The organism is Lyngbya sp. CCY1209 (assembly GCF_035615495.1).
GTDB lineage: Bacteria > Cyanobacteriota > Cyanobacteriia > Cyanobacteriales > Microcoleaceae > Limnospira.
In genome coordinates this window covers 1-24,322 of record NZ_JAJENU010000510.1, presented here as the reverse complement: position 1 = coordinate 24,322, position 24,322 = coordinate 1, and the positions used below count along the sequence as shown (strand labels likewise).

The 24,322-nt window shown below is 52.2% G+C and carries 13 protein-coding genes; 11 read left to right on the top strand and 2 right to left on the bottom strand.

Annotated elements, in window-relative coordinates:
• Window positions 1-149: 149 nt before the first annotated feature.
• Window positions 150-3,635, bottom strand: a complete 3,486-nt coding sequence (locus LKE08_RS16415) for a glycosyltransferase (protein WP_324705323.1) — start codon at window positions 3,633-3,635, stop codon at window positions 150-152.
• A gap of 158 nt (window positions 3,636-3,793) precedes the next feature.
• Here LKE08_RS16415 and LKE08_RS16410 point away from each other — a divergent pair, with 158 nt between their 5' ends.
• The 6 genes from LKE08_RS16410 (at window position 3,794) to LKE08_RS16385 (ending at window position 13,907) form a co-directional block, all read left to right on the top strand.
• On the top strand, window positions 3,794-4,033 hold the full coding sequence (locus LKE08_RS16410) for a hypothetical protein (protein WP_324705322.1): 240 nt from the start codon (window positions 3,794-3,796) through the stop codon (window positions 4,031-4,033).
• An 84-nt stretch (window positions 4,034-4,117) separates the two neighbouring features.
• Complete coding sequence (locus LKE08_RS16405) at window positions 4,118-6,148, top strand: tetratricopeptide repeat protein (RefSeq protein ID WP_324705321.1); 2,031 nt, start codon at window positions 4,118-4,120, stop codon at window positions 6,146-6,148.
• 14 nt (window positions 6,149-6,162) lie between these two features.
• Complete coding sequence (locus LKE08_RS16400) at window positions 6,163-7,989, top strand: tetratricopeptide repeat protein (RefSeq protein ID WP_324705320.1); 1,827 nt, start codon at window positions 6,163-6,165, stop codon at window positions 7,987-7,989.
• 90 nt (window positions 7,990-8,079) lie between these two features.
• Window positions 8,080-10,242, top strand: a complete 2,163-nt coding sequence (locus LKE08_RS16395; protein WP_324705319.1) for a tetratricopeptide repeat protein — start codon at window positions 8,080-8,082, stop codon at window positions 10,240-10,242.
• A 100-nt stretch (window positions 10,243-10,342) separates the two neighbouring features.
• Entirely contained in the window at window positions 10,343-12,442 is a 2,100-nt protein-coding gene (locus tag LKE08_RS16390) for a DNA-binding protein (protein WP_324705318.1), read from the top strand.
• Window positions 12,443-12,650: 208 nt separating this feature from the next.
• On the top strand, window positions 12,651-13,907 hold the full coding sequence (locus LKE08_RS16385) for a glycosyltransferase family 4 protein (protein WP_324705317.1): 1,257 nt from the start codon (window positions 12,651-12,653) through the stop codon (window positions 13,905-13,907).
• An 8-nt stretch (window positions 13,908-13,915) separates the two neighbouring features.
• Here LKE08_RS16385 and LKE08_RS16380 read toward each other — a convergent pair whose 3' ends face one another.
• A complete protein-coding gene (locus LKE08_RS16380) occupies window positions 13,916-15,391 on the bottom strand; it encodes an isochorismate synthase (RefSeq protein WP_324705316.1) in 1,476 nt (491 codons plus the stop codon).
• Between the two features lie 302 nt (window positions 15,392-15,693).
• Here LKE08_RS16380 and LKE08_RS16375 point away from each other — a divergent pair, with 302 nt between their 5' ends.
• From LKE08_RS16375 to LKE08_RS16355, 5 genes are all read left to right on the top strand, one after another.
• Window positions 15,694-17,058: a cytochrome P450 gene (locus tag LKE08_RS16375; protein ID WP_324705324.1), complete on the top strand. Its 1,365-nt coding sequence runs from the start codon at window positions 15,694-15,696 to the stop codon at window positions 17,056-17,058.
• 16 nt (window positions 17,059-17,074) lie between these two features.
• The gene (gene menA, locus LKE08_RS16370) at window positions 17,075-17,974 is read left to right on the top strand and encodes a 2-carboxy-1,4-naphthoquinone phytyltransferase (protein ID WP_324705315.1); all 900 of its coding nucleotides are present in this window, start codon (window positions 17,075-17,077) and stop codon (window positions 17,972-17,974) included.
• 85 nt (window positions 17,975-18,059) lie between these two features.
• Entirely contained in the window at window positions 18,060-19,739 is a 1,680-nt protein-coding gene (locus LKE08_RS16365) for an AIPR family protein (protein ID WP_324705314.1), read from the top strand.
• Between the two features lie 57 nt (window positions 19,740-19,796).
• Window positions 19,797-21,479 carry a site-specific DNA-methyltransferase gene (locus LKE08_RS16360; protein ID WP_324705313.1) on the top strand — a complete coding sequence of 561 codons (1,683 nt, stop codon included), beginning with the start codon at window positions 19,797-19,799 and terminating at the stop codon, window positions 21,477-21,479.
• Entirely contained in the window at window positions 21,463-24,153 is a 2,691-nt protein-coding gene (locus LKE08_RS16355) for a DEAD/DEAH box helicase family protein (protein WP_324705312.1), read from the top strand. Before LKE08_RS16360 ends, LKE08_RS16355 begins: the two co-directional genes overlap by 17 nt.
• Window positions 24,154-24,322: the final 169 nt, after the last annotated feature.

Below are 24,322 nucleotides of genomic sequence, written 5' to 3'. Positions count from 1 at the left end.
TTCTGGTTCCCCCCTTTCCAAGGGGGGTTAGGGGGGATCTTTTCCATCTGTGTCTCATTACCGCGCAAAGTGCTGTATTCTATTCTGGCATAAGAAGAAAGGGGAAACTTTCAACTTTTCACTTTTCACTTTCCCCACACCCCCATTGTTCAAATTCCCAAAATTTGCGCGATCGCCTCCTGCCACCCCGGAGATCGAGCCAAAGTCGCCGCGTCGATGCGATCGCCTTTTAGGGAAGACAAACGAATCAAATCATTTACCCAGTCTATAACGGTTTCCGTCACGAAGGGGAAGGGCGAATATTGCAGGGACTCCTGCAGGTGGCGGACCATCCCCGCCGTGTCTTGGTGGGTGTAGGCGTGCCAAGCCTGCCAAATTTCCGAGGCGTAGCGGAGCCTCTGGCAGACATTTTGCACTCCTGTTATCACCTCCCCACGGCTGGCGAATTCGTCGGTTTCCGGGTCATTTATCGCCCGCTGAAAGATGGTTACGGTTTCTTTGAGCATCCGTTCTTCCCGGAATAGCCCTTCGGCCCGTTCCTTGCTTTTCCGTCCGATCGCCTTGCGAAGTTCGGGGTCAACCGCCCATTCTTCGATGGTTTTCGCCAATTCTCGTGCCGTTCCTTCCGGATCGACGTTGGGATCGGGTAGCAGCCGTCCGGTGTCCCCCAAGCCCTCGGGGATGCCGCCCGCGGCGGAGGCGACGATGGGCAACCCCTTGGCCATCGCTTCCATGACGGCAAACGAGGGGGCCGCTTCTGCCAGGGAGGTTAACACGAAGATATCGCAGGCGTCCAACCAGTCGGGGACGTCCCACCGCTGGCCGAGAAAAATCAGCTTTTCGGCGACACCCAATTTTCGGGCCAATTCCCGCAATTCCGGTTCGACGTCGCGATCGCTCCCCTTTCCGGTGCCCGCCCAAACCACATATAATTTCGACCAAATGGGGGAGTTTTTCAACTGCGCGATCGCCTCAATTTGGTGGCGGTGGCCCTTGATGGGCGCCAGTCTCGCCGTGGTCAAACACATCACCCCATCCTCGGGAATTCCAACTTCTTGCCGCAGCCGTTTTCGCACTGCCAAATTGGGGGGATCGAAGTATTGTTGCGATCGCCCGTAGTAGACGACATTGCCTTTATTTTCCGGCAGTTTAAACTGTCTGTGCAGGATGTCCAAATGTTCCCGGGCTGCCACGTTCACCGCCCGCGCCAGACCGTATTGATACCGCACTCCTTCGGCGTAGGGAACCCCGTCCCCCATCGAAAATTTGGCGTGTTCCGGCATTGCCAAACCCAGGGCGATCGCGTAGGGAATTTTTTGGGCGATCGCCTCCTGTTTCGCCGCAAAATGGGAGAAGGGCCAGCCGTCGCTGAAGATGATAAAATCCGGCTCAAGTTTGGAATACAATTCTTCGGCATCCCCCCGATTTCTGAGAATCCGCGCCAGGTCGGAACTGGTGCTATAATTTAACCAAAATTGCCGCACCCCCAAATCCTTTTCCCGGCCCACCAGCGGGCTCTCGTGTTCCGGGCGCACCGCCGTCACCTGGTAGCCCATTTTCGCCAATTCGCACAGGATCAAATGGTCGTATTGGGCCAGTCCGCCGATGCCGGGATCGTCGGTATTGATCAAAATAATATGTTTGCTAGAAGCGGTTAAAACGGGTTTTGAAGCCATTTTTTTCTGAGATTTACCCCCCATAAATAAGGATAAAATTTGTTGCCACTCCGGAGATTGTATCAGATCGCCGACATTTAATGTCTCCCCGTACTCTCGGGAGATATTTTTCAAGGCATCCATCCAATGGACGAGGGTTTCCGTCGTCGGAAATTGGGTATATTCCAGGGATTTTTCCAAGCATTCCAGCATCAGTTGCGGGTAGCCGTCCCGGTACATCCGCCACCCCAGCCACACCCAGCGTTGGTATTGTTCCTTTCGCCGGAGTTTGCGAATGTTTTCGGGCAGTTCCGGGCGGTTAAAAAACTCGTCCATCACCGCTTCGGTATTGCGGATCACCCGTTCCCCCCCGGACATCAAATTGCGATCGTGTTGGCGGTAGCAGGCGTGCAGTTTTTGCAGCCAGACGGTGTGGCATCCCATCAGGGACAATCGCAGCACGAAATCGAGGTCTTCGGTGGGGGGATGGCGGTGGTCGAAACCGCCTGCTTTTTTCCACCATTCCCGCCGCATTATCAGGGCGCTGGGGCGGACGCATTTGTGCAGAATCCAGGTTTCCAAATCCAATTCGGGGGCATTTTTCCAGGGTTCCACGATCGCCTGAGTTTCTCCGTTTTGATTAACGACAACCCAGCCACTCTGAATCAAATCGATTTCGGGGTGATTATCAAAATGGGCGACCTGTTCGGCGAGTTTTTCGGGGAGGAAATAATCGTCTCCATCCAAAAAGGCGAGAAATTCTCCCCGCGCCAACCGACAGCCGTTATTTCTGGCTTTTGCGGCTCCCTGATTGTCTTGATATCGATAACAAATGACATCCAAATAGGGTTCGAGAACCGGGCGGGTGTCGTCGGTGGAACCGTCATCAATTAGAATAACTTCATAGTCGGTGTAGGTCTGTTCTAAGGCACTTCTGACGCACAATTCGATGTAGCGATCGCAGTTGTAGGCGGGGATGATGACGCTGACTCTGGGCGTGGTTTTGGGGAGGGTTTCACCGAGGAGGTTTTGCCATTGGGGTTGCTGTCGGAAACTTTGAGTATTCATCGGTTCGCCATAGGCGGCGGAGTAGCCCATGAAGCGGTGTACCCAGTCGGAAATAGTGATGGGGCGGGTGTAGGGGGTGTGGGAGAGCGATCGCCGCAGAAAATCCGCCATTTTTTCCGGATGGCCGGTATGATAAAATCGCCAAGCCATCCAGGTCAACGCTTCGTAACGGGTGCGGTGTTCCAATTGCCGCAGGTCGGAGTCGAGATCCGGTCGGCTGAAAAAGGTTTCCAGGACGGCATCGAAGGCTTCGAGCTGTTTGCTGGGATCGGCGATGGACATGGCGCGATCGTGTTGCCGGTAGCCGACGGTGACTTGGGGCAGCCAGATCGCCTCGCATCCCATCCCGGCGAGTCGCAGCACGAAATCCACATCGTCGGCGCCGTCGAATCGGGAGTCGAAGCCGCCCGCCCGTTCCCACCACTGCCGCCGGAACATCATGGCACTGGGGAGGATGGGTGTGCGCGTCAGCCAGGTTTCCAGGGTTAAATGGGGGATGTCGTGCCAGGGTTCGATGGGCGATCGCACCGTCCCGTCCGCGTCGATAATCTGCCAACCGCTGTTGACGAGTCCGGCGTCGGGGTGGGAGTCGAAGCGGGAAACCTGGGCTTGCAATTTGCCGTCCAAGAAAATATCATCGTGATCCAGCAGGGCGATCAGTTCCCCCCGGGCCTCTGATATGCCCCGATTTCGGGCCGCCGCCATGCCGCCATTTTGTTGGTGGAGGGGGCGGATGCGATCGCCGTAGCGTTGCAAAATGTTGCGGGTGCCGTCGGTGGAGCCGTCATCGACTACAATAATTTCATAATCCAGGTAACTCTGGCTCAAAACGCTGTCGATCGCCATGCAAATGTAGCGATCGGCGTTGTAAGCCGGAATAATTACACTGACTCTGGGCTGGCTTGCCACCATAAACACATCCCCTCTCAAACATTTGCTATCCTAATTATCATGCCCCATCGGATGCATTCCCGAACCCCGCAAAATATCTGATTGTGTTTTTTGGGTAAATCCGATGTTTTAATTGTTCCGATAACCCCCTCTCGCTCCCCCTCGCTAAGGAGTTCGATATGGCTACCCCACCCCCCAAATTACCCGGCTTGGAAGGCAAAAACTTTCAAACCCTGAAACGGAGCATCAAGTGGACTCCCCTGAAAATTGCGATCGTGGTCATTGTCTCGGTCGTCCCCTGGACTGCTTTGGTGATTCTTGCCAGTTCCATTTCCAAGGTGTTTGCCGGGTTGCTGGTCGGAGTCCCTTTGGTGTTTGGGGCGCTGATGTATTTGATTTATATTTTAACAAAGGACTGACAATTTGAGCGAAATGTTCCCGAAATTATGCTTGAGTTGAGGTGTAGTTCGTCCCGACTTTCCCGATTTATCAGCGACACTTCTATGGTTCCCAGAAACGACACCGACACCTCAGCCGTCCATCTCCACGAAAACGCGATCGCCCACCTCGAAGCCGGAAAACTGGAGGAGGCGATCGCGGCTTGTCAGCAGGCGTTACAACTCCGGCCCAATTTTGCCGAAGCCTGCAAAACCTTGGGAGTCGCCTACCAAAAACGGGGCGACTTTCAGGAAGCCCTGATTTGGCATCTGAAAGCGTTAGAAATAAAGGCAGACTTTGCGGAAGTTTACGGCAATTTGGGAAGCTGGTATGCCGAACAAAGAATGTGGGAAGATGCCCTGACGACTTATCAGATGGCTTTGCAGTTCAACCCGGATTTGGCGGGGGTTTATCGAAATCTGGCTCAACTGTTAATTTTATTTAAAAAATATCCGGAGGCAATTTCCTATTGTCGGGAGGCGATCGCCCGACAGCCCGAGGCAGGCAAAGCCCATTATTTGTTGGGAAATGCCCTGGCGGGTTGGGAACGGTGGGGGGAGGCAGAAACGGCTTATCAACACTGTATCAAACTGAGTCCAAATTCCGATTTTATTTATTTAGATTTGGGGAATATGTTGGCCCAGCAGGGCAAGTGGGATGAAGCGATCGCGGCTTACGAACGGGGGATTCAACTGAACCCCAACAACGAACTCGCCCATCACAAATTGGGCAACGCTTGGTTTCGGTTGCAGGAATTGGAAAAAGCGATCGGGGCCTATCAAAAAGCGATAAAAATCAATCCCGATACCCCTTGGTCCCACCAACCGCTGGGGCGGGCTTTGATCGAAGTCGGCCACTTCAAAGAAGCCTTGGAAGTGTGTTTGCGGGCGGTGATTCTGAACCCCGATTCCTACTGGTCCTATGAAAATTTGGCAGATGCTTTGAGTGGAACCGGACAATTTGCGGAAGCGGTTCCGATTTACCTACAAGCGTTGCGGCAGATTCCCGAAAATCGGCCGGGAGTCAACAATAGTTTGTCTCGAAAGTTGGGTCACGCGATGCGGGAACACAGCCAAGGAGATGCGGCGATCGCGAGTCTGTGGCTGTCCAAAATGGTCTGGTATCAACCCGATGAAAATTGGCAAAACTTGGGTTTAAATACTAGCGATCCAGAACCCTATTTAAAATGGGGAGAACTGTTGGCGAAAAACCATCAGTTTGAAGGGGCGATCGCGTTTCACGACCTCGCCCGAGAAATTCGACCCGACGATCCGGAAATTCTCAAAAAATGGGAAAATGTCTGCCGCCGGCATCGGGAATTTGAAGATAAAATTGCGTCCCTCAAAAAGGCGATCGCGGCGGCTCCAGACCGCCCCCAACCTCCCACGGAATTGGGGAATTTTTTGTGCGACCAGAACCGATTTGACGAGGCCGCACATTGTCATAAAATCGCCCTGAAATTGCGGGGATGGCAGGAAAGCGAAACCCGAGGTTATCGGTTCACCCGAGATTGGTTTGGCAGCAATATTCCCCCCTGGGAAAAACACTTAAAATCCCGGGTCGGACTTCCCAATTTTAAAGCTTTGGAAGTGGGCAGTTTTCAGGGGATGTCAACCTGTTGGTTGCTCGATCGCGTCCTCACCCACCCGACCTCAAAAATCACCTGTATCGACCCCTATTTTCAGCCCGAATTTGCGGAAAATATCGCCAAAACGGGGGCGGGCGATCGCGTCATCAAAATCGTGGGCTACTCCCAAAATGTCCTCAGTTCTCTTCCCCCTCGCCACTACGATTTGATCTACATCGACGGCTGTCATTTGGCGACGGTGGCGTTTCGGGATGCCCTGCTATCCTGGCGGTTGCTGAAAGTGGGGGGGATGGCGATTTTTGACGATTATAATGTGGCAGAAAAAGGCGATCGCGAACAAGAGGCAAAACGGGGAATCGACGCCTTTTTAGAGCGGGTTCGGGATGGGGTCGATATTGTCAACGAAGGGTATCAGTTATTTTTTGTCAAAACGGGAGACGGTTTGCCGGACGGGGAAATTGAGATGCTGCTGTCAGAAGTTGAAGGCCCCGAACAGGATTATAATTGAGGAAAAGATTACTCATGTCTTCTCAAACTCCGGAACTTCTAGCCCTACAACTCCATCAACAGGCCATTTTGAAACTCAACGATCGCGATTGGGACGGGGCGATCGCGGCTTGTCAAAAAGTGTTAGAACTGCGGCCGGATTGGGCGGTTCCCTGCAAAACCTTGGGGGTTGCTTTTCAGTTTCGGGGAAACTTTCGGGCGGCGAAAAAATGGTATCAAAAAGCGGTCGAACTGCAACCAGAATTTGCCGAAGCCCACGGGAATTTGGGGAGTTTGTACGCGAAACAGGGTCGCTGGGAAGCGGCGATCGCGGCTTATCAAAGGGCTTTGGAAATCAATCCCAAATTGGCGGGTGTTTACCGGAATTTGGCGAAAGTTTGGAGCGAACTCGAACGACCGGAGCGGGCGATCGAATGCCAATATCGAGCTTTGCAACTGGAACCGAAATCGGGAAATGTGACGGATTATATTCGGTTGGGAAATCAGTTTTTCAAACAGCAGAAATACGACCGGGCGATCGCCTGCTATGAAAATGCGATCGCCCTCGATCCCACCTCATTTCAAGCCCACCACAATTTGGGAGAAGTCTTCAACGCCCGGGGACAGTCCGAGCCGGCGATCGCCTGCTATGAAAACGCGATCGTCGCCAATCCGACTTCAAAAACCACCTATCGCTGTCTGGAAAAAACATTGATGGAGCGGGGAGAATGGGGGCGACTTGTCGATGTTTATCATCGGCAGTTGATGGCCGACCCGAATTGTTTTGAAACCCATCGGGATTGGGGTTCTATTTTATTTAAAATGGGGCAACCTGAACGAGGAGTAGATGCCTATCTAAAAGCCATTGAAATCAAACCGGATTTTTCTTGGTCATACTGGAACCTGTGGGAGATCCTCGCCCGCCATCAAAAATTGAAAAAAGCGATCGCGATTTTGGAAGCAGCAGTCCACAGCTCGCCCGATTCTGAGCAAATCGAATTGAATTTGGGGGAGGCTCTCAGCCGGGACGGAAAGATGCCGGAGGCGATGGCTGCGTTGCGAAATTCAAGTTACAAAAATATGTCGCGATCGCATCCAGAAATTGTCAGAAAATATTGGGATGAAACCCGCCCTATACCGCCGGATTTTATCATTATTGGTACTCAAAAGGGGGGAACAACTTCCCTCTATCGGTATTTGGAAAAGCACCCCCAAATTGTCGGCTGCATCAAGAAAGAAACCCATTTTTGGAACCTTCACTTTCGGCGAGGTTTGGACTGGTATTTGTCCCACTTCCCCCACCTCTCCCCGGAGGCGGACATCCGGACGGGGGAAGCCACCCCCAATTACCTGGAAATCCCGGAGGTTCCCCACCGCTTATTTCGGGCATTTCCCCAAGTCAAATTGATCGTTTTGCTGCGGAATCCGATTCACCGGTCGATTTCTCAATATCATCATTGGGTCCGCCTCATGCAGGAGTCCCGAACCTTGGAAGAGGCGATGACATCCGAGTTAAATCTGCTTCAAAAGGGGACGAAACAAGAGATTGCGACATCCCCATCTCCGCGATATATCCAGCGGGGACTGTACCTCTATTTTCTGCAAAATTGGATGTCCGTTTTTCCGCGATCGCAATTTCTGATCCTGCCCAGCGAAGAGTTTTATCAAAGTCCCCGGGACACATTTGCGAAGGTCTTGGATTTTTTGGAACTTCCCCCCTATCAACTCGCGGAATATTCCTGCCACAACCGGGGACATTATGCCCCAACTGAAACGGATATTTATGCTCAACTTCGGGATTACTTTCGACCCCACAATCGCAGATTACAAGAATTTTTAAATTTGGAATTCAATTGGGATTGAGATTGGAGTTGACAGAATTATTTATCCGTGGTAAAGTCGGGGTATAAAACGGATATTTTAACTTTTACAGATTCGTCAATAGTATCAAAAATGTCATCTTCCGACCCGTCAGAAATTGCGGCGATTCAATCCCACCAGCAGGCTAATTTTTACCTTTACCAGCGGCGTTATCCGGAGGCGATCGCGGCTTGCCAAACGGCGTTGAACCACCGGCAGGACTTCGCCCCCGCCCACAAAACCCTCGGCATCATCCAACAGCTACAAGGTCAATTTGCGGAGGCCAAAAATAGCTATCTGAAAGCGATTGAAATCCGACCCGACTTCGCCGAAGTTTACGCGAATTTGGGGAGTCTCTTCGCCCAACAACAGGACTGGGAAAGTGCGATCGCGACCTACGAAACGGCGATTCGTCTGCAGCCCGACTTCGGGGGTGCTTATCGGAATTTGGCAAAAGTTTTGACCCGCATCGGCCGGCACGATCAGGCGGTGGCTTATTGGTTAAAATCCATTTTTGTTGAGCCGAAATATTTCGGCGTTAAAGATTATATAGATTTGGGAAATGACTTTCAAAAATGGGGGGAAATAAAGGCTGCGATCGCGCTATTTTCAAAGGCGGTAGAGCTGTATCCAGACGTGCCGGAACTGTCCCATCACCGGGGAGAAGCATTGGCGAAATCCGGTCAGTTTGAACCGGCGATCGCGGCCTATCAAAACGCCATAAAACTCGCTCCCAATCAATTTTATTTCCACAGTCGTTTGGGCGACGCTTTCGTCGAAGCGGGAAGGCTCGAAGATGCGATCGCGGCTTATCGGGAGGCTCTGAAACTGAAACCGGATTCGGACTGGCTCCATGTTAAACTGGCAGATTTGCAATCAAACGCGGGCAATTTGGAAGAGGCGATCGCCCTTTACGAACGGGGAATTTCCCTCAATCCCGGCGCGTACTGGCCCCCCATCAAGCTCGGAGAAGTTCTCAAAAAAATCAAGAGATGGGAGGCGGTCGTTTCCTGCTATCAGCAATTCCTGAAACATCATCCCGAACCGTCCGAATATCCAGTTTTTATCTACAACAATATCGCGGAAGCGGCGATCCATTGCCGGCGGTGGGATTTGGCGATCGAATGCTATCAAAAAATCTCGGATATCGACCCCAAAAATTTCGACGCCCATTTGCAACTCGCCCAACTGCTGCTCCAGCAGGGAAAGCCCTCCGAAGCCGCCGAAATTTATCTCAAAGCCGTGGAAATCAAACCGGATTTTTTTTGGTCTTATTGGAACCTGTGGAATCTCCTCGCCCAGCAGGACAAACTCGACGTGGTGCTGGAATTTTATCGCCGCCAAGTCCGCCAGTTTCCCGAGACGTTTTCAGTGGACTTAAATCTAGGAGAAATATTGAGCCGAAAAGGAGAGGTTCGGGAGGCGATCGCTTCCTATCGAACTGCGAGTCTCAAAAAGCTGGTCAAATCCGATCCAGAAATAGCCCGCAAATACTGGGATGAAGAACATCCGATGCCCCCCCAATTTTTGATCATCGGAACTCAAAAAGGTGGGACGACATCCCTGCAGGCTTACTTGGAAAAACATCCGCAAGTTTTGGGATGTATCAAAAAAGAAGTTTACTTTTGGAGCGTCCTATTTTTTCGGGGGTTGGATTGGTATCTCGCCCATTTTCCCCACCTATCCCCCGGGGCAAACTTCCTGACCGGGGAAGCGACTCCCCACTATTTGGAAACCGCCGAAGTTCCCGGCCGAATCTCGGAACTTTTGCCGAAAACGAAGATAATTATATTGTTGAGAAACCCCGTCGATCGCGCCCTTTCTCACTATCACCATTGGCTGAGGTTCAAGTGGGAAAAGCGGTCCTTTGAAGCGGCGATCGCCTCCGAGTTGGAACTGCTGTCCGACCCCGCCAATCTTTCCCACGAAGCGTCTCCGGCGGTCTGGGACTCCCAGAAATTCCTGTGGCGGGGGCTGTATTTCCAGTTCCTGCAAAATTGGCTGTCCGTCTTCCCCAGAGAACAACTGCTAATCCTCCGCAGCGAAGATCTCTACGAAAATCCACAAACCACCTACGATCGCGTCTTGGAATTCCTGGAACTTCCGGCCCATCAACTCGACGAATTTCGTCGCCACAATCCCGGAAATTATACAGCCGACCGCAGCGGTTCAATCTATTCGCAAATGCGAGATTTCTTCCACCCCCACAATCAAAAACTAGAGGAATTGTTGGGGTGGGAACTCCATTGGGACTAACCTGAAGCCGGAAAATTTGGCAATCTCAAAAACAGAAATAGAAAGCCGAAGCGCTATCCTTGAGAAGGATATCTGCCCGAACCCCAAATTCCCGAACCCCATGCGGTTGCAGCGCCAGTTCACCGGAAAAACTATCACCCTCGACACCAAGAACCCCGTCGGCAGCGGTGGCGAGGGCCGCATCTATATGGTTTTGGACGATCCCACCCTCGTCGCCAAAATTTATCACGACCCCAGCGACGAAGACGCCGACAAACTCACCCTGATGTACAACTCCCCCCCGGCCAACCGCACCGTCGCCCCGGGGATCGTGGCGATCGCCTGGCCCGTGGACCTGTTGCGGACCACCGACGCCCGCCAAAAAATCGTCGGCTACCTGATGCCGCGGGTGATGAAAGCCGCCCCCGTCCACATCTTCTACACCCCCAAAACCAGGCGGGAACAGAAACCCCTGTTCAACTACCTCTACCTGCACCGCAGCGCCCGCAACCTCGCCGCCGCCTTCACGGACCTCCACGCCGGGGGCTACGTCGTCGGGGACGTCAACGAATCCAACATCCTCGTCAGCGACACCGCCATCGTCACCTTGGTGGATACCGACTCCTTCCAGGTCCGCGACCCGGAGACAGGGTTCACCTTCCGCTGCCCGGTGGGCAAGGCCGAATTCACCCCCCCGGAACTGCAAAGTCAGGCGTTCCGAGAGCTCGATCGCACCCCCGAACACGATCGCTTCGGTTTGGCGGTGCTGCTATTCCAACTGCTCATGGAAGGCACCCACCCCTTTTCCGGCGTCTACAAGGGGGGCGGCGACCCCCCGCCCATCGAAGCCCGCATCAAAGCCGGCCATTTCGTCTACGGACGGCGGCCGGTCCCCTACAAACCCATGCCGCTGGCCCCCGGCTTCGAGATCCTCCACCCCCAGTTGCAAGAATTATTTATCCGCTGCTTCGAGTCCGGCCACGGTTCCCCCCAATCCCGTCCGGAGGCGCGGACGTGGATGAAGGCCCTGCGGCAGGCCGAAGCCGACCTGGTGGCCTGCGATCGCCACCCCCAACACCGCTACGGCAACCACCTCAAATCCTGCCCCTGGTGCGATCGCACCCGCCAACTGGGGGGGCGCGACCCCTTCCCCTCCCGGGAGGCCGTGCGGTCGGGCCGACACCTGCAACCCCTGACCGCCAGACGGCGGCGCAAGCCCCCCCGGCGACCCGTCCCGACACCCCCGCCAGTGGTGCGGAGCCTGACGCGGACCCCCGCGCCGAAACCCGCCGTCAGGCGGCCCGGACCCCCCGCCATCCTGCGCTCCTCCCGAACCTGGCGGGCGGTCGGGCACCTCGCCGAGGGGGCCCTCGTCGGCGGCCTGTGGGGGGCCACCTGCGGGTCCGCGATCATCGCCGTCATTTTCGCCGTGTACGGGAAAACCGGGGGCATCGTCGGCGCCATGATGGTGGGCAGCATTTGGGGCTGTTTCTTCGGCGCCACCGCCGGCCTGTTCCTCCCCCCCACCCGGAGCCTGCACAACGGCCTGGCCCTCATCGTCGGGGGGTTCTGCGGCGCCTTCGTCGCCGCCGCCATCGCCGGGGTGATTTTCGGCCTCCTAGAACGGAACGCCCTCATCGGCCAGGCGATCCTGTGGGGGGCGCTGATGGGGGCAGTGTGGGGGGCGATCTGGAATTCCTTCAAACCCCCCCTCTCCCTCCCCGTCGGCCGGGTGCGGGGCCGCTACGGGGCGCTGCTGGGGGGAATTTGGGGGGCGTTCTTGGGAACCGCGATCGGCGGCGGTTTGGGGGCGGTCGCAGTGTTGTGGGGGGAACTGCGACTGGGAACCCCCCCGACGACGGAACTGACCTCCCGGGTGTTCGTCGCCGCCGTCGTCGCCGCCGGGGTGGGAACTCTGGCCGGGATACTCTCCGGCGCCACCTTCGGGGGCATCGGGGGGGCGCCGCCCCTGCCCACCGCTATGCGACTGGCGGGGCGGCGGGGAGCCTTCGTGGGCGGGGTGTGGGGCAATTTCCTCGGCGCGATCACCGGGGCGGCCCTGGGGGCGGTCGGGGCGACAGTATTCCCCCAATTCCTCCACGGCGGTTCCGCCGCAGATGCCACCCCCCTGGTGTTGGGGGCGGCGATCGTTTCCGCCGGGATCGGTTCGTTCTGGGGTATCCTGTCTGGTATGGTTTGGGGAGGACTGGGCAAGTTTTGAGGCAAAATGCACGACTGACGAGGGATTCGTCCCGAGCGACCCTGCGATTTTGTGGATATCCGTGGTACAGTCATCCCAGAATTCGGGTGTGAGGAAAATTGAGAATTGACAATTGACAATTGACCATTGACAACTCATTCTAAATTCCCCGATTCCCGACTCCCGATTCTGACTCCATACCACCGATCAATCCCTATTATCTACCTGAATGCATATCGCTTGGCTCGGAAAAAAATCACCATTTTGCGGGAACGTCACCTACTCCAGGGAAGTCACGAATATGTTGCTCGACCGGGGATATCCGGTCAGTTTCCTCCACTTTGCCCAGGAAGCCTCCCACCCCGAACGTCGCGACAACTGGCACCTGGAGAACGGGCGATGGAAAATTGCCGGCCCGGGGAGTTCCCAGATGGCAGCTTCGGATCTGCCATTTAAAGCCGACCCCGCGATCGCGACTTCCATGACCCAGGAGGTACCCCTGCCCTGCCTCTACAAGTCCCAGATTTACACGATCCCCACCCTCAAGTCCAGCAAGGTGTTGATGCAAGCCCTGCGGGCCCTGCGGCCCGATCTAGTCCACGCCTCCCTCACCCTCTCCCCCCTGGATTTCGTCCTCCCCGAGATTTGCGAGGAGTTGAATTTGCCCCTGGTGGCGACGTTTCACCCCCCCTTCGATCGCAAACTCCGCAACCTGACCTCGGGCACCCAACATCTGATGTATCAGATCTACGCCCCGTTTCTGGCGAATTACGACCGCGTCATCGTCTTTTCTCAAATTCAAAAGGATTTGCTCGTCCGCCTGGGCGTCGCGGCCGGCCGCGTCGCCGTTATCCCCAACGGCGTGGACGTGCAGAAGTATTCCCCGGGGCGCAGCCGGCTGAAGGCGAAACTCGGCGCCGATCGCATTTTCGTCTACCAGGGGCGCATCGCCACGGAAAAGAACGTCGAAGCCATGCTCAAAGGTTGGAAAAAAGCGAGGATGGGCCGGGACTGCCGGTTGTTGATCGTGGGGGACGGCCCCCTGGCTCCCACCCTCCAGGGGTTTTACGGACCCGAAGACGGGATCGTTTGGTTGGGGTTTATCGGGGACGAGGACAAGCGGATCGAAATTTTGCGGGGGGCTGACGTGTTGATTTTGCCCTCTTTGGTGGAAGGGTTGTCGCTGTCTCTATTGGAGGCGATGGCCTGCGGCGTCGCCTGCATCGCCACGGACGCCGGCGCGGACGGGGAAGTGTTGGAAGGCGGGGCGGGGATCGTTTTGAAAACCCAGGGCGTCACCACCCAGTTGGAAACTCTGCTGCCGCTATTTCGCGACCACCCGGAATTCGCGACCCTGCTGGGACAGAAGGCGCGGGAACGGGTCTTGCAGCGCTACACCTTGGACGAGAATATCACGGCGATGGAGCGGTTGTATGCGGAGGTGGTCCGGGAGCAACGGCTTTCGTTGAGCGGCCGCTGTTCTTGAGGACGGGCCTAAACCAGGGCCCTCAATAATGCCTGCAACTTGAGTCGGATTTCGGCCAGTTCCCGGTCGGGTTCGGAACCGGCCACGATGCCGGCACCGGCGAAGAGTCGGGCCCGATCGCCGTCGATGAGGGCGGAGCGAATGCCGACGATCAATTCCCCGTTGCCGTGGTAGTCCACCCAACCGAGGGGGGCCGCGTACAGGGAGCGATCGAAGGTTTCGTAGCGTCGAATTTGGGTTTGGGCGACGTCCCGGGGAGTGCCGGCGGCGGCGGGGGTGGGGTGGAGTTCGGCGAGAATTTCCAGCAGGTGGATGTCGGAGGAAATGGGGGCGGTGATGGGCGTCCACAGGTGCTGGATGTTGGAGAGCCGCATCAGCCTGGGTTGGGGCGATCGCTCCGGCGTCAGGCCCAGGTGAATCAGGCGTTCGACGATAAAATCGACGACGGCCTGATGTTCCCGCCGATCTTTGTCGCTCGAGAGCAGGCGGTGGGCGATGTCGGCGTCTTCGGCGGCACTCTGGCCCCGGGGGGCGGAACCGGCCAGGGCGTCGGTGATCAGTTCGCCGCCGCGGACCGCGATTAGCCGTTCGGGACTCGCGCCGATGAAGTTCTGGCCGCGGCCGTTGCCGGTGGAGAAGATGTAGCAGTCGGGGTAGAGCGATCGCAAATTGTCCAGGGAGTTGATTAAATCGAAGGGGCGCGAGGAACAGATGTCGAAGGCTTGGGAGAGCACCACTTTGCTCAATTCTCCGGCCGCGATCGACTCCAGAACCGACCGCACGGACTGCCGAAAGGGCTCGGTTTGGGGTTCGATCCAGATCGACTTCGACGGGTGGGGGGCGGGACGATTTCGCTCCCAACGGCGATTTTGGATTTCGTCAATTTGCCGGATTTTTGGCCAAGTCCGCTCCGTAATTTCGTCGATATCGGACTGCCAATCTAATAAGGTATTGAACAATAAAATCCGGCGATCGCCCTCGGAATACAGGAGAATTTGGGGCAGGAAGAGGGTGGCGGACGGGAAGACCGGAGCCGAATGCCGACCTTTTAAATGACCCGGATTTCTCAAATAATAATGTTCCGAATTTGCCGCAGAATTATCCTCGAAAAACGTGAAACTACAGCAAAACGCCGGCACGAAGGAATCCCGGTGGGGTCCGGCGAGGATCATCTGCCGGAAACAAGATTCGATGAAATGGCGCGATCGCCCGAACCGTTCTCCCTTCTCTAGGGTCAATTGCACGGCCGCATCGATGGCGACCACCGCTTCCCCCGACTGCGGTTTTTCCAAGTAAAAATTGAGCCGGTCCGCTTCCCAAAATGTCTCCAGGAATGCCAAAGGATCGACCGGATCGATGTCCCGAGCGATACTGACAATTTTCGGGGGGCGATCGGGACGGCAGTTCTGCTGACACTCAAACAGAAAGCGATGCAGTTCCCGGCGGTCTTGCCAGAGCAATTCGGGAGGAGGTAGAACCAGCATAGAATAAAAGATAACAGATTGCGGGAACGAGTGAAAACGGTTGGCCACAGATGGGGTCGATCTTACTATAGTAATACCATTTGGGAAAAAGGCGGAAAATTGCCCGACATCGAACTTCCGACCCCCCTTGAGTCCGGATAAAAATTGCCCGGTTGACGGCGGTAATAAACCTTAACAAATCGGCGCGATTCCATCGGGTCGGGAGGGGATGGGGCGGTGGTATTATGATGAAATCCGATTTCCGCCCCGATCGCGCGGAGTCGGATCTGATGTCGAGCGGTGCGCCCTGTCCGGAAAGATTCATGAAATTGCCCGATGGCCCGAAAGTGATGTCCCCGCTGCAAATCCTGCAGTTGGTCGCCGATCCCCCCAACTATTTGCAAGCCTGCGCCCGCAAATACGGCGATCCCTTTACCCTGCGGGCTTTGGGCACCCATTCCCCCCCGGCGGTCTTTTTCGGCCACCCCGAGGCGATCGAGGCGATTTTTACCGCCGACGCCGACACCTTCGAGTTGGGCCGGATCACCCATGTCTTCGAGCCCCTGACCGGATCGCAATCCCTGATCGCCAAAGACGGACCCGAACACCGACGCCTGCGACAGGTGTTGATGCCACCCCTCCACGGCCGGCAACTCCCCCGCTACGCCGAGAAAATCGCCGCGATCGCATCCTCGGTGACGGACCGCTGGCGGGTGGGCGACACCTTCTCGATCCGAAACGACACCGCCGACATCTCCCTGCAAACCATCCTGCGGGTCGTGTTGGGCCTCGAACCCGGTCCCCTCTACAACCGACTGCGGCAGACCATCCAACCCTATTTGGAATGGGTCAACTCCCCCCTCAACTCGGTACAATTTTTCTGGCCCCCCTTACAGCGGGATTGGGGCGCCTGGAGTCCCTGGGGAAAGTTTTGCCGCCGGCGACGGCAGATCGACGATCTGATTGACACGGCGATCCGCGATCGCCGCGACGCACCCGGCGGCGACGATATCCTCTCCCTATTGATTTCGGCCCGGGACGAACGGGGCGAACCCATGACGGACGGAGAACTCCGGGATCAAATCATCACCCTATTATTGCTGGGCAACGACACCACCGCATCCGCCCTCGACTGGGTATTTTACTGGATTCACCGCCACCCGGAAATCCGGGACAAACTGACGGCGGAATTGGCCGATTTCGGAACGGCCCCCGATCCCGCCGATCTCACTCAACTGCCCTATTTGACCGCCGTCTGCCGGGAGGCCCTCCGCATCCACCCCATCGCCCTGATCTCCCAACCCCGCCTGGTGCGGGAGCCCGTGACGATCCGGGGCGATCGCTTCGATCCGGGAACCGTCCTCGTCCCCTGCATCCACCTGGCCCACCGGCGATCGCAGACCTACCCCGAACCGGAACGATTCCGGCCCGAACGATTTCTGGAACGCCGCTTTTCCCCCTACGAATACTTTCCCTTCGGCGGGGGAAGTCGCATCTGCGTCGGCATGGCTTTGTCCCTGTTCGAGATGAAAATTGTCTTGGCTGCAGTCCTCTCCCGCTGCCGATTTTCCCTCGCCAACAACGGCCCGGTGCGACCCGTGCGACGGGGAATTACCATTGTCCCCTCGGACAATTTCCAACTCACCGTGGAAGCCGTCCGGCCTTCCTCCATTCCCTGTTATATCTAACCTGATTGAAAAACCGATGACCACAAAACAGATTGCCGATTCCAATTCAAAACTTTGGTTAGCCGCCATCAAACCCCCCATGTACAGCGTGGCGATCATGCCGATTTGGGTGGGAACCGCGATCGCTTGGTTTGAAACCGGCGTCATTCACTGGGGCATTTTTACCGCCTTCATGACGGCGGCGATCTTGATTTTGGCCTGGGAAAATCTCCTCAACGATGTCTTCGATTCCGAAACTGGAATTGATAAAAACAAGCACCATTCTCTGGTCAATTTGACGGGGAATAAATCCTTAATTTTTGCGATCGGCAACTTGTGTTTGGCGGTGGGAATTTTTGAAATCGGTTTGATTTGTTGGTGGCAGGGGGATTTGACCGTATTGGGATTAATTTTGGCCTGCTGCTTTTTGGGATATCTTTACCAGGGTCCTCCCTTCCGCCTCGGCTACCACGGCTTGGGGGAGTTTCTCTGCTTTTTCGCCTTTGGTCCGGTGGGGATGTCGGCGGTTTATTACAGCCAAACCCAGAGTGGGTCTGTGTTGAATTTGGCGGCTTCTATAGTGGTGGGAATTGCGACGACGTTGATATTATTTTGTTCCCATTTTCACCAAGTTGATGATGATATTGCCGCCGGAAAGCGATCGCCCATCGTCCGCATGGGAACCCGCCGGGGGGCGCAAATTTTGCCCTGGGCTTGTGGTAGTATTTTTCTGGGGGTGGCGATCGCGGCTGTGTTGGGTATTTTCCCCCTGTGGACGCTGTTGAGTGTGGCGGGATTGCCGGCGGCGGTCCAACTCTGCCGCCACGTCGGGGAACATCACGACAAACCCGATCGCGTCAATAACTGCAAGTTTATCGCCGTTTCTCTACACTTTTGGAGTTGTTTGCTGTTGGGTGTGGGGTTCGCGATCGGCTGATTTAAGTTGGGGGCGATCGGTCTTTCGGGCATCATCCCCGCACGATCAGTATCGAAAGCCCACCGTTACTTGTAAATGAGTTAAAATGTCTATATCCAATGTAGATGCCCAAAAGGCTCAAGTCATTGATGTACTGAAACAGCGTTATTTCCCCTTAATCCCTCAACTTTTGCAGAACTGGACACCAGAACAGCATGAAACAAACCGTTTGAGCCGTTCTCTAGCTGCATTTGCGATCGAAAAGCTGGCAGATGTTACTCCGGCTCAAGCAGCGAATGCCATCGTGAATGGTGAAAATGATAATGGCATTGATGCAATTTTCTTTGACCGAAGCCAAAATCGACTTTGGGTCGTACAGGCAAAAGCGGGCAGCAGAGCCCCAAATATGGGAGAGAATAAAAAGTTCTGCGACGGCATCCGCGATTTGGTCAATTCACGCTTTGATAAGTTCAGCGATCGTTTGAGCCGTTTACAATCCGATATTGAAGAAGCCTTGGGAACCACTGGGTTAATCGTTGTCGGATGTAATGTGTATCTTGTCGGTCATTTAGGAAGCCATGTCATTCGAGATCTCAAACAGCTAAAAACTGAACTCAACCAATTTTCCTCACGATTTGATTGGCAAGATCTTGATATTTCAGCCGTTCATAGATTTTTGACGGAAGAACAAGCAATCACTTCTTTTTCCGTCACGTTAACGTTAGAGAAGTGGTACGGTGTAGATCGACCCCGAAAAGCATTTTATGGCTTAGTTTCAGCCGATCAACTCGCTTTACTCTATCAACAATATGGCAGAAAACTTTTTGAAAGAAACATTCGCTATTATCTGGGTGCAGAAGGGGTAAATTCGGCAATTACAGCTACGGTGCAAAATCAACCCGAAGAATTGCTGTACCTGAATAATGGACTGACAGCAGTGTGTTCTAACATCACTCTTCCACCCAATGCAAACAATGACAGCGGAAAATTTACATTAGAAGGATTTTCAATTGTCAATGGAGCGCAAACCGTCGGTTCAATTGCAACCGCTTGTAACAATACAAGTTCAGTATCACCTGATGCAAAACTGCTCATTACAATTATTGAAATTGGTAAAGAACAAGATACTCTTGCCAAAAAAATCACCCAGGCAAGAAATACACAAAATGCAGTCAAGGACATCTATTTTGCAGCATTGGAAGAAACGCAAGAACGATTGCGACAAGAACTGGCAGTATCGGGAATTATCTATCAGTATCGACCATCTATAGATCGCAGTTTGTCAGATGTAATCACAATCGAACAAGCCATTATTGCTCTCGCCTGTTTTAAAGGCAAAACTCAAATTATTGTTACCGCAAAAAAGGAGAGTGGACAACTCTACCCTTTATTCAAAGAGGAACTTTTCTCGGATCGTTTATCAGGAATTGAACTCTGCCGTTCCGTCCAAATATTTCAATACCTGGAGCAAATTTTTACAGATTCAGAGGCGGCAGAAACAGAAAGGCGTCGGAAGAATTTTTATCGACATGGAAAGTATTTTATCCTTCACATTTTGGCTCGAAGGCATCAAAGGTTGATCAAAAAAACCGAGCTGGTACTTTCTGAAGATGACAAAATTGAATTATCACGCATCGGACTGGAATTGGCTGAACTCATCTATACTGTTGCCGAGTCTCAATGCGATCGCCAAAAAGGATATCTTGCTATTTTTAGGAATTTAACAGATGTTGAACCTTTGGCGCGAGCCGTGATGCAAAGACTGGCAGATCGAGATACTCCATAAGCTGCCACAAGTTAAGTCAACGTATACTCATTATATTGAACGCTTTATTGGTAGACCATGAATCAGAATAAAAAACAAAAACTAGAACTCACTTGGATTGGTAAAGAAAATCGCCCCAAACTGGAGCCACGCATTCTGTTGGAAGATCCAGAAAAATCCTATTCAGCCACCCATCGGGTAACTGAAAACGATATTTTTGACAACCGATTGATTTTTGGTGACAATTTACTGGCTCTGAAAGCGCTGGAGGCAGAGTTTGCCGGTAAAATTAAATGTGTATTTATCGACCCGCCATATAATACGGGAAGTGCATTCGAGCATTATGACGATGGCTTAGAGCATTCGATTTGGCTATCGATGATGCGCGATCGTCTGGAAATTATTCGACATTTGCTATCAGATGATGGGTCGCTCTGGATTACAATTGATGATAACGAGGCTCACTATCTAAAAGTTTTGTGTGATGAAATCTTTGGAAGAGACAATTTTGTGACTTCATTTATATGGAAGAAAGTAGATAGTCCCAATGATAATAAAGTCCCTATTACTCCAGATCATGAGTATGTCTTATGTTTCACAAAAACACCGGAAGTTAGCAGATTTTTTCAACAACGGTACGATGATTCTATCCTGAAAGCATATCGAAATCCAGACTCTGAATCTGAGCGACCTTATCGCGATCGGTTACTCAAAAAGAATGGAAAGAACAGCTTGCGTAAAGATCGTCCTTCAATGTTTTTTCCAATCATTGCGCCTGACGGAACTGAGATTTTTCCAATTCACGATGATGGACGAGAAGCTTGCTGGGCAATAGGAAAAAAAGGGGTTGAAGATTTAATATTAAAAGGGAAGTTGATTTGGAAAAAACGGGAAAAAAATGGCATCAAACGATGGGTGCCTTACACCCGTGAATTTGCGCCAGAAACACCTTATCGTCCTCACCCAACCATTTGGAATGACCTCAATACTACCAGACAAACTAAGGCTCATCAAAAAAACCTTTTTGGGAAAGATGCTGTCTTTGATACACCAAAGCCAGAAGACCTTATTCAGCGTATTTTAGAGATTTGTACGGAGGACAATGAACTGGTTCTAGATTCCTTCGCAGGCTCCGGTACAACAGGTGCGGTTGCTCATAAAATGGGGCGTCGTTGGATTATGGTGGAGTTGGGCGAACATTGCCATACCCACATTATACCCCGGCTCAAAAAGGTTATTGATGGTGAAGATCAAGGGGGCATTACTGAGGCAGTTGGCTGGAAAGGCGGAGGCGGATTTCGCTACTATCGCCTTGCTCCGTCCCTACTGGAAAAAGACAAGTGGGGAAATTGGGTGATCAACAAAACATATAATGCCGAGATGTTGGCAGAAGCCCTCTGTAAACTCGAAGGCTTCACCTATGCACCATCGGATACTTTCTACTGGCAACAGGGTTACTCCACCGAGCGAGATTTCATTTATGTCACGACTCAGAATTTGAATCATGACCAGTTGCAGCAACTTTCTGAAGAAGTGGGGACAGAACGAACACTGCTGGTTTTATGTACTGCATTTCGGGCGAAAGTAGAGGAATTTCTTAACCTCACCGTCAAGAAAATTCCCAAGCAAATCCTAAATCGTTGTGAGTGGGGGCATGATGATTATAGCCTGAAAATTGAAAACCTTCCCCAAGCTCCATCTCAACCCCAGCAACTCACACTCTTTGAATGCGGAGGATTGTTAAATGAATCGCCATGTTAATGCGATCGCCAGTCGTTTAAGTTTACGTTTTCCCCAGAGAGAATCATTGGAAATTCTTGATCGGGTGTGTGAAATTCTTCCTCCCAAAAAAGATACCGACTGGGAAGCAGGACTCGCAGCCATTCGGGAGGAGTTTCCCACCGTCACAGCTTTTGAACGAGACTTTCCATCTCTGTGCTTTGCCCTGGCGACAGGCGTGGGTAAAACACGACTCATGGGCGCTTTCATTACATATCTGTACTCGGCACATGACATCAAAAACTTTTTTGTCCTCGCGCCCAACTTGACCATTTACAATAAATTAATTACCGATTTCACGCCCAATACTCCCAAATATGTCTTTAAAGGAATTTCGGAGTTTGCCACAAACACACCGAAAATTATTACCGGTGATAACTATGAAATGAAAGCGCGAACATTATTAGATCCGTTGATTCCATGCAAGATTAACATCTTCAATATCTCGAAAATAAACTCCGAAGTTCGCGGCGGGAAAAGTCCCCGAATCAAGCGACTGTCGGAATATATTGGAGATAGCTATTTTAACTTTTTGGCAGAATTAAAAGACTTGGTTATCCTGATGGATGAATCACACCGATATCGAGCTTCAGCCGGAGTCAGAGCCATTAATGAATTGAAACCTTTGTTGGGTTTGGAACTCACGGCGACCCCATTTGTAGAAACGAGCAAAGGAGCAGTACAATTCCAAAATGTCGTCTATGATTATCCGCTTGGACGGGCTATCGAGGATGGCTTTGTTAAAGAACCAGCGGTAGTAACCCGCAAGGATTTTAACCCAGTCGGAATGTCGGCGGAAGCAATCGAACATCTCAAGTTAGAAGATGGCATCCGCCTGCATGAGAACATTAAAGCTGAGTTAGAAACCTATGCCCGAGAAACTGGCAATCCAATTGTCAAGCCATTTCTATTGGTTATTGCCCGTGACACAACCCACGCAACACAACTGCTCAACTTAATCCAATCCGAATCATTTTTTGAGGGACGTTACAAAGATAAAATTATCCAAGTTGACTCCAGCAAAAAAGGTGCTAAAGAAGATGAAATGGTAGAGCGTCTCCTCAAGGTCGAACACAGAGACGAACCCACAGAAATTGTCGTTCACGTCAATATGTTAAAAGAAGGCTGGGATGTCACCAACCTCTACACCATTGTACCCCTAAGAGCCGCTAATGCTCGAATTTTAATTGAGCAGTCAATTGGGCGAGGACTGCGATTACCCTACGGTAAACGAACGGGTGTCACTGCCGTCGATCGCCTCAATATTATTGCCCACGACAAGTTTCAGGAGATTATTGATGAAGCCCAGCGTCCGGAATCACCGATTCGCTTACAACAAGTTATTCTTCCTTCTGAAACCTTACAGCAGAAGACTGTTACCCTAGTGTCACAATCCCAGTTAGAAACTCAACTGGGATTTCAACCCTCCCAATCTTCCTCAATCACCCATTTAGAAACTGAAAATATAGAACCCATTTTTGAGTCCCCCGAAGAACAAAAAATCGCCCAAATGACTTATCAGGCAATTCGCAAACTGGAGAGTCAGCCTGCGGTTGTACCAACGAATAGCTATCTACTTTCACCAGAAGTACAAAAGAAGGTCAAAGAAGCTGTAGCCAGTGAATATCAGCCAGAGCAACTCGAATTAGAGGGCATTCTTGAACCACCAAATGTCAACTCGATTGTCACCCAAACCTTAGAGATGGTTGTTCAGAAAACCATTAATATTCCTCGAATTCTGGTTGTCCCCAAAGGAGAAGTGCGATCGGGATTTAGAGCATTTACGCTCCAACTCGACAGTTTGAAATATTCTGCACCATCACGAGAGCTTTGGATTCAGCATTTGAAGACCAATCAGTATGAAACTGTTGAATTGGGACAGGTAGATATTGGAGAAAAAAAATTGGAAAATTATGTGGTAAACGGATTGATTGATTTTGACGATATTTATTATGATGAACACGCCGATTTTCTCTATGATCTGGCAGAACAAGTTGTGAGTCATTTCCGCACTTATCTTTCTGAAGAGGATACCGGAAAGGTATTGCAAGTCTATGGGGGAGAAATAGCCAGCTTTGTCCATGCTCAAATGATGGATAATTTTTGGGAAAAACCAGAAAATGATTATGAAGTAATCGTGAGTCGAGGATTTACCACATTAAAGTCCAGCGCCTATAGTGTTCAAGAGAACGATCCACCCCGGAATTATCAACAGTCACCAGATGATAAAAGCAACATGGCTAAATATCTATTTGGTGGGTTCTCTCGATGTTTATACCCAGTGCAGAAGTTTCAATCCGACTCGGAGAGAATCTTATCTATTATTTTAGATCGGGAGGCTATAAAGTGGTTCAAACCGGCAAAGGGACAGTTTCAAATTTATTACTCTTTGAATGGTGAACATCTAGAATATCAACCTGATTTTGTCGCTGAAACTGAGGACATTATTTATATGCTTGAGTGCAAGATGAAGAGCCAAATAAATGCTCCTGAAGTGATCGTCAAAAAGCAAGCAGCAGTCAAGTGGTGTAAACACGCCTCAGAATATATGCAAAAATATGGTGATAAACCTTGGGTATATGTTTTGATACCCCATAATTTTATCGCCCAAAATATAACTCTAAAGAAACTGACCAAACAGTTTTATTGTGATTAAAATTGATTCATTTGGAGTTGTTTATTACTGGGTGTGGGGTTCGCGATCGGCTGATTTGATATCAAGATCGAATCCAGTACATTGTAGGTTCAGTAGTGGACCGACACACCTTAAATGGTGGGTTACGGCGGATTGCTAGATTGCCATCACAGCCTGGGTTTCAGCCGCC

Excerpts from the sequence above, each read along its gene's own strand:
- LKE08_RS16415 (WP_324705323.1), bottom strand. The coding sequence starts at position 3,635 with ATGGTGGCAAGCCAGCCCAGAGTCAGTGTAATTATTCCGGCTTACAAC.
- LKE08_RS16410 (WP_324705322.1), top strand. The coding sequence starts at position 3,794 with ATGGCTACCCCACCCCCCAAATTACCCGGCTTGGAAGGCAAAAACTTT.
- LKE08_RS16405 (WP_324705321.1), top strand. The coding sequence starts at position 4,118 with ATGGTTCCCAGAAACGACACCGACACCTCAGCCGTCCATCTCCACGAA.
- LKE08_RS16400 (WP_324705320.1), top strand. The coding sequence starts at position 6,163 with ATGTCTTCTCAAACTCCGGAACTTCTAGCCCTACAACTCCATCAACAG.
- LKE08_RS16395 (WP_324705319.1), top strand. The coding sequence starts at position 8,080 with ATGTCATCTTCCGACCCGTCAGAAATTGCGGCGATTCAATCCCACCAG.
- LKE08_RS16390 (WP_324705318.1), top strand. The coding sequence starts at position 10,343 with ATGCGGTTGCAGCGCCAGTTCACCGGAAAAACTATCACCCTCGACACC.
- LKE08_RS16385 (WP_324705317.1), top strand. The coding sequence starts at position 12,651 with ATGCATATCGCTTGGCTCGGAAAAAAATCACCATTTTGCGGGAACGTC.
- LKE08_RS16380 (WP_324705316.1), bottom strand. The coding sequence starts at position 15,391 with ATGCTGGTTCTACCTCCTCCCGAATTGCTCTGGCAAGACCGCCGGGAA.
- LKE08_RS16375 (WP_324705324.1), top strand. The coding sequence starts at position 15,694 with ATGAAATTGCCCGATGGCCCGAAAGTGATGTCCCCGCTGCAAATCCTG.
- menA (WP_324705315.1), top strand. The coding sequence starts at position 17,075 with ATGACCACAAAACAGATTGCCGATTCCAATTCAAAACTTTGGTTAGCC.
- LKE08_RS16365 (WP_324705314.1), top strand. The coding sequence starts at position 18,060 with ATGTCTATATCCAATGTAGATGCCCAAAAGGCTCAAGTCATTGATGTA.
- LKE08_RS16360 (WP_324705313.1), top strand. The coding sequence starts at position 19,797 with ATGAATCAGAATAAAAAACAAAAACTAGAACTCACTTGGATTGGTAAA.
- LKE08_RS16355 (WP_324705312.1), top strand. The coding sequence starts at position 21,463 with ATGAATCGCCATGTTAATGCGATCGCCAGTCGTTTAAGTTTACGTTTT.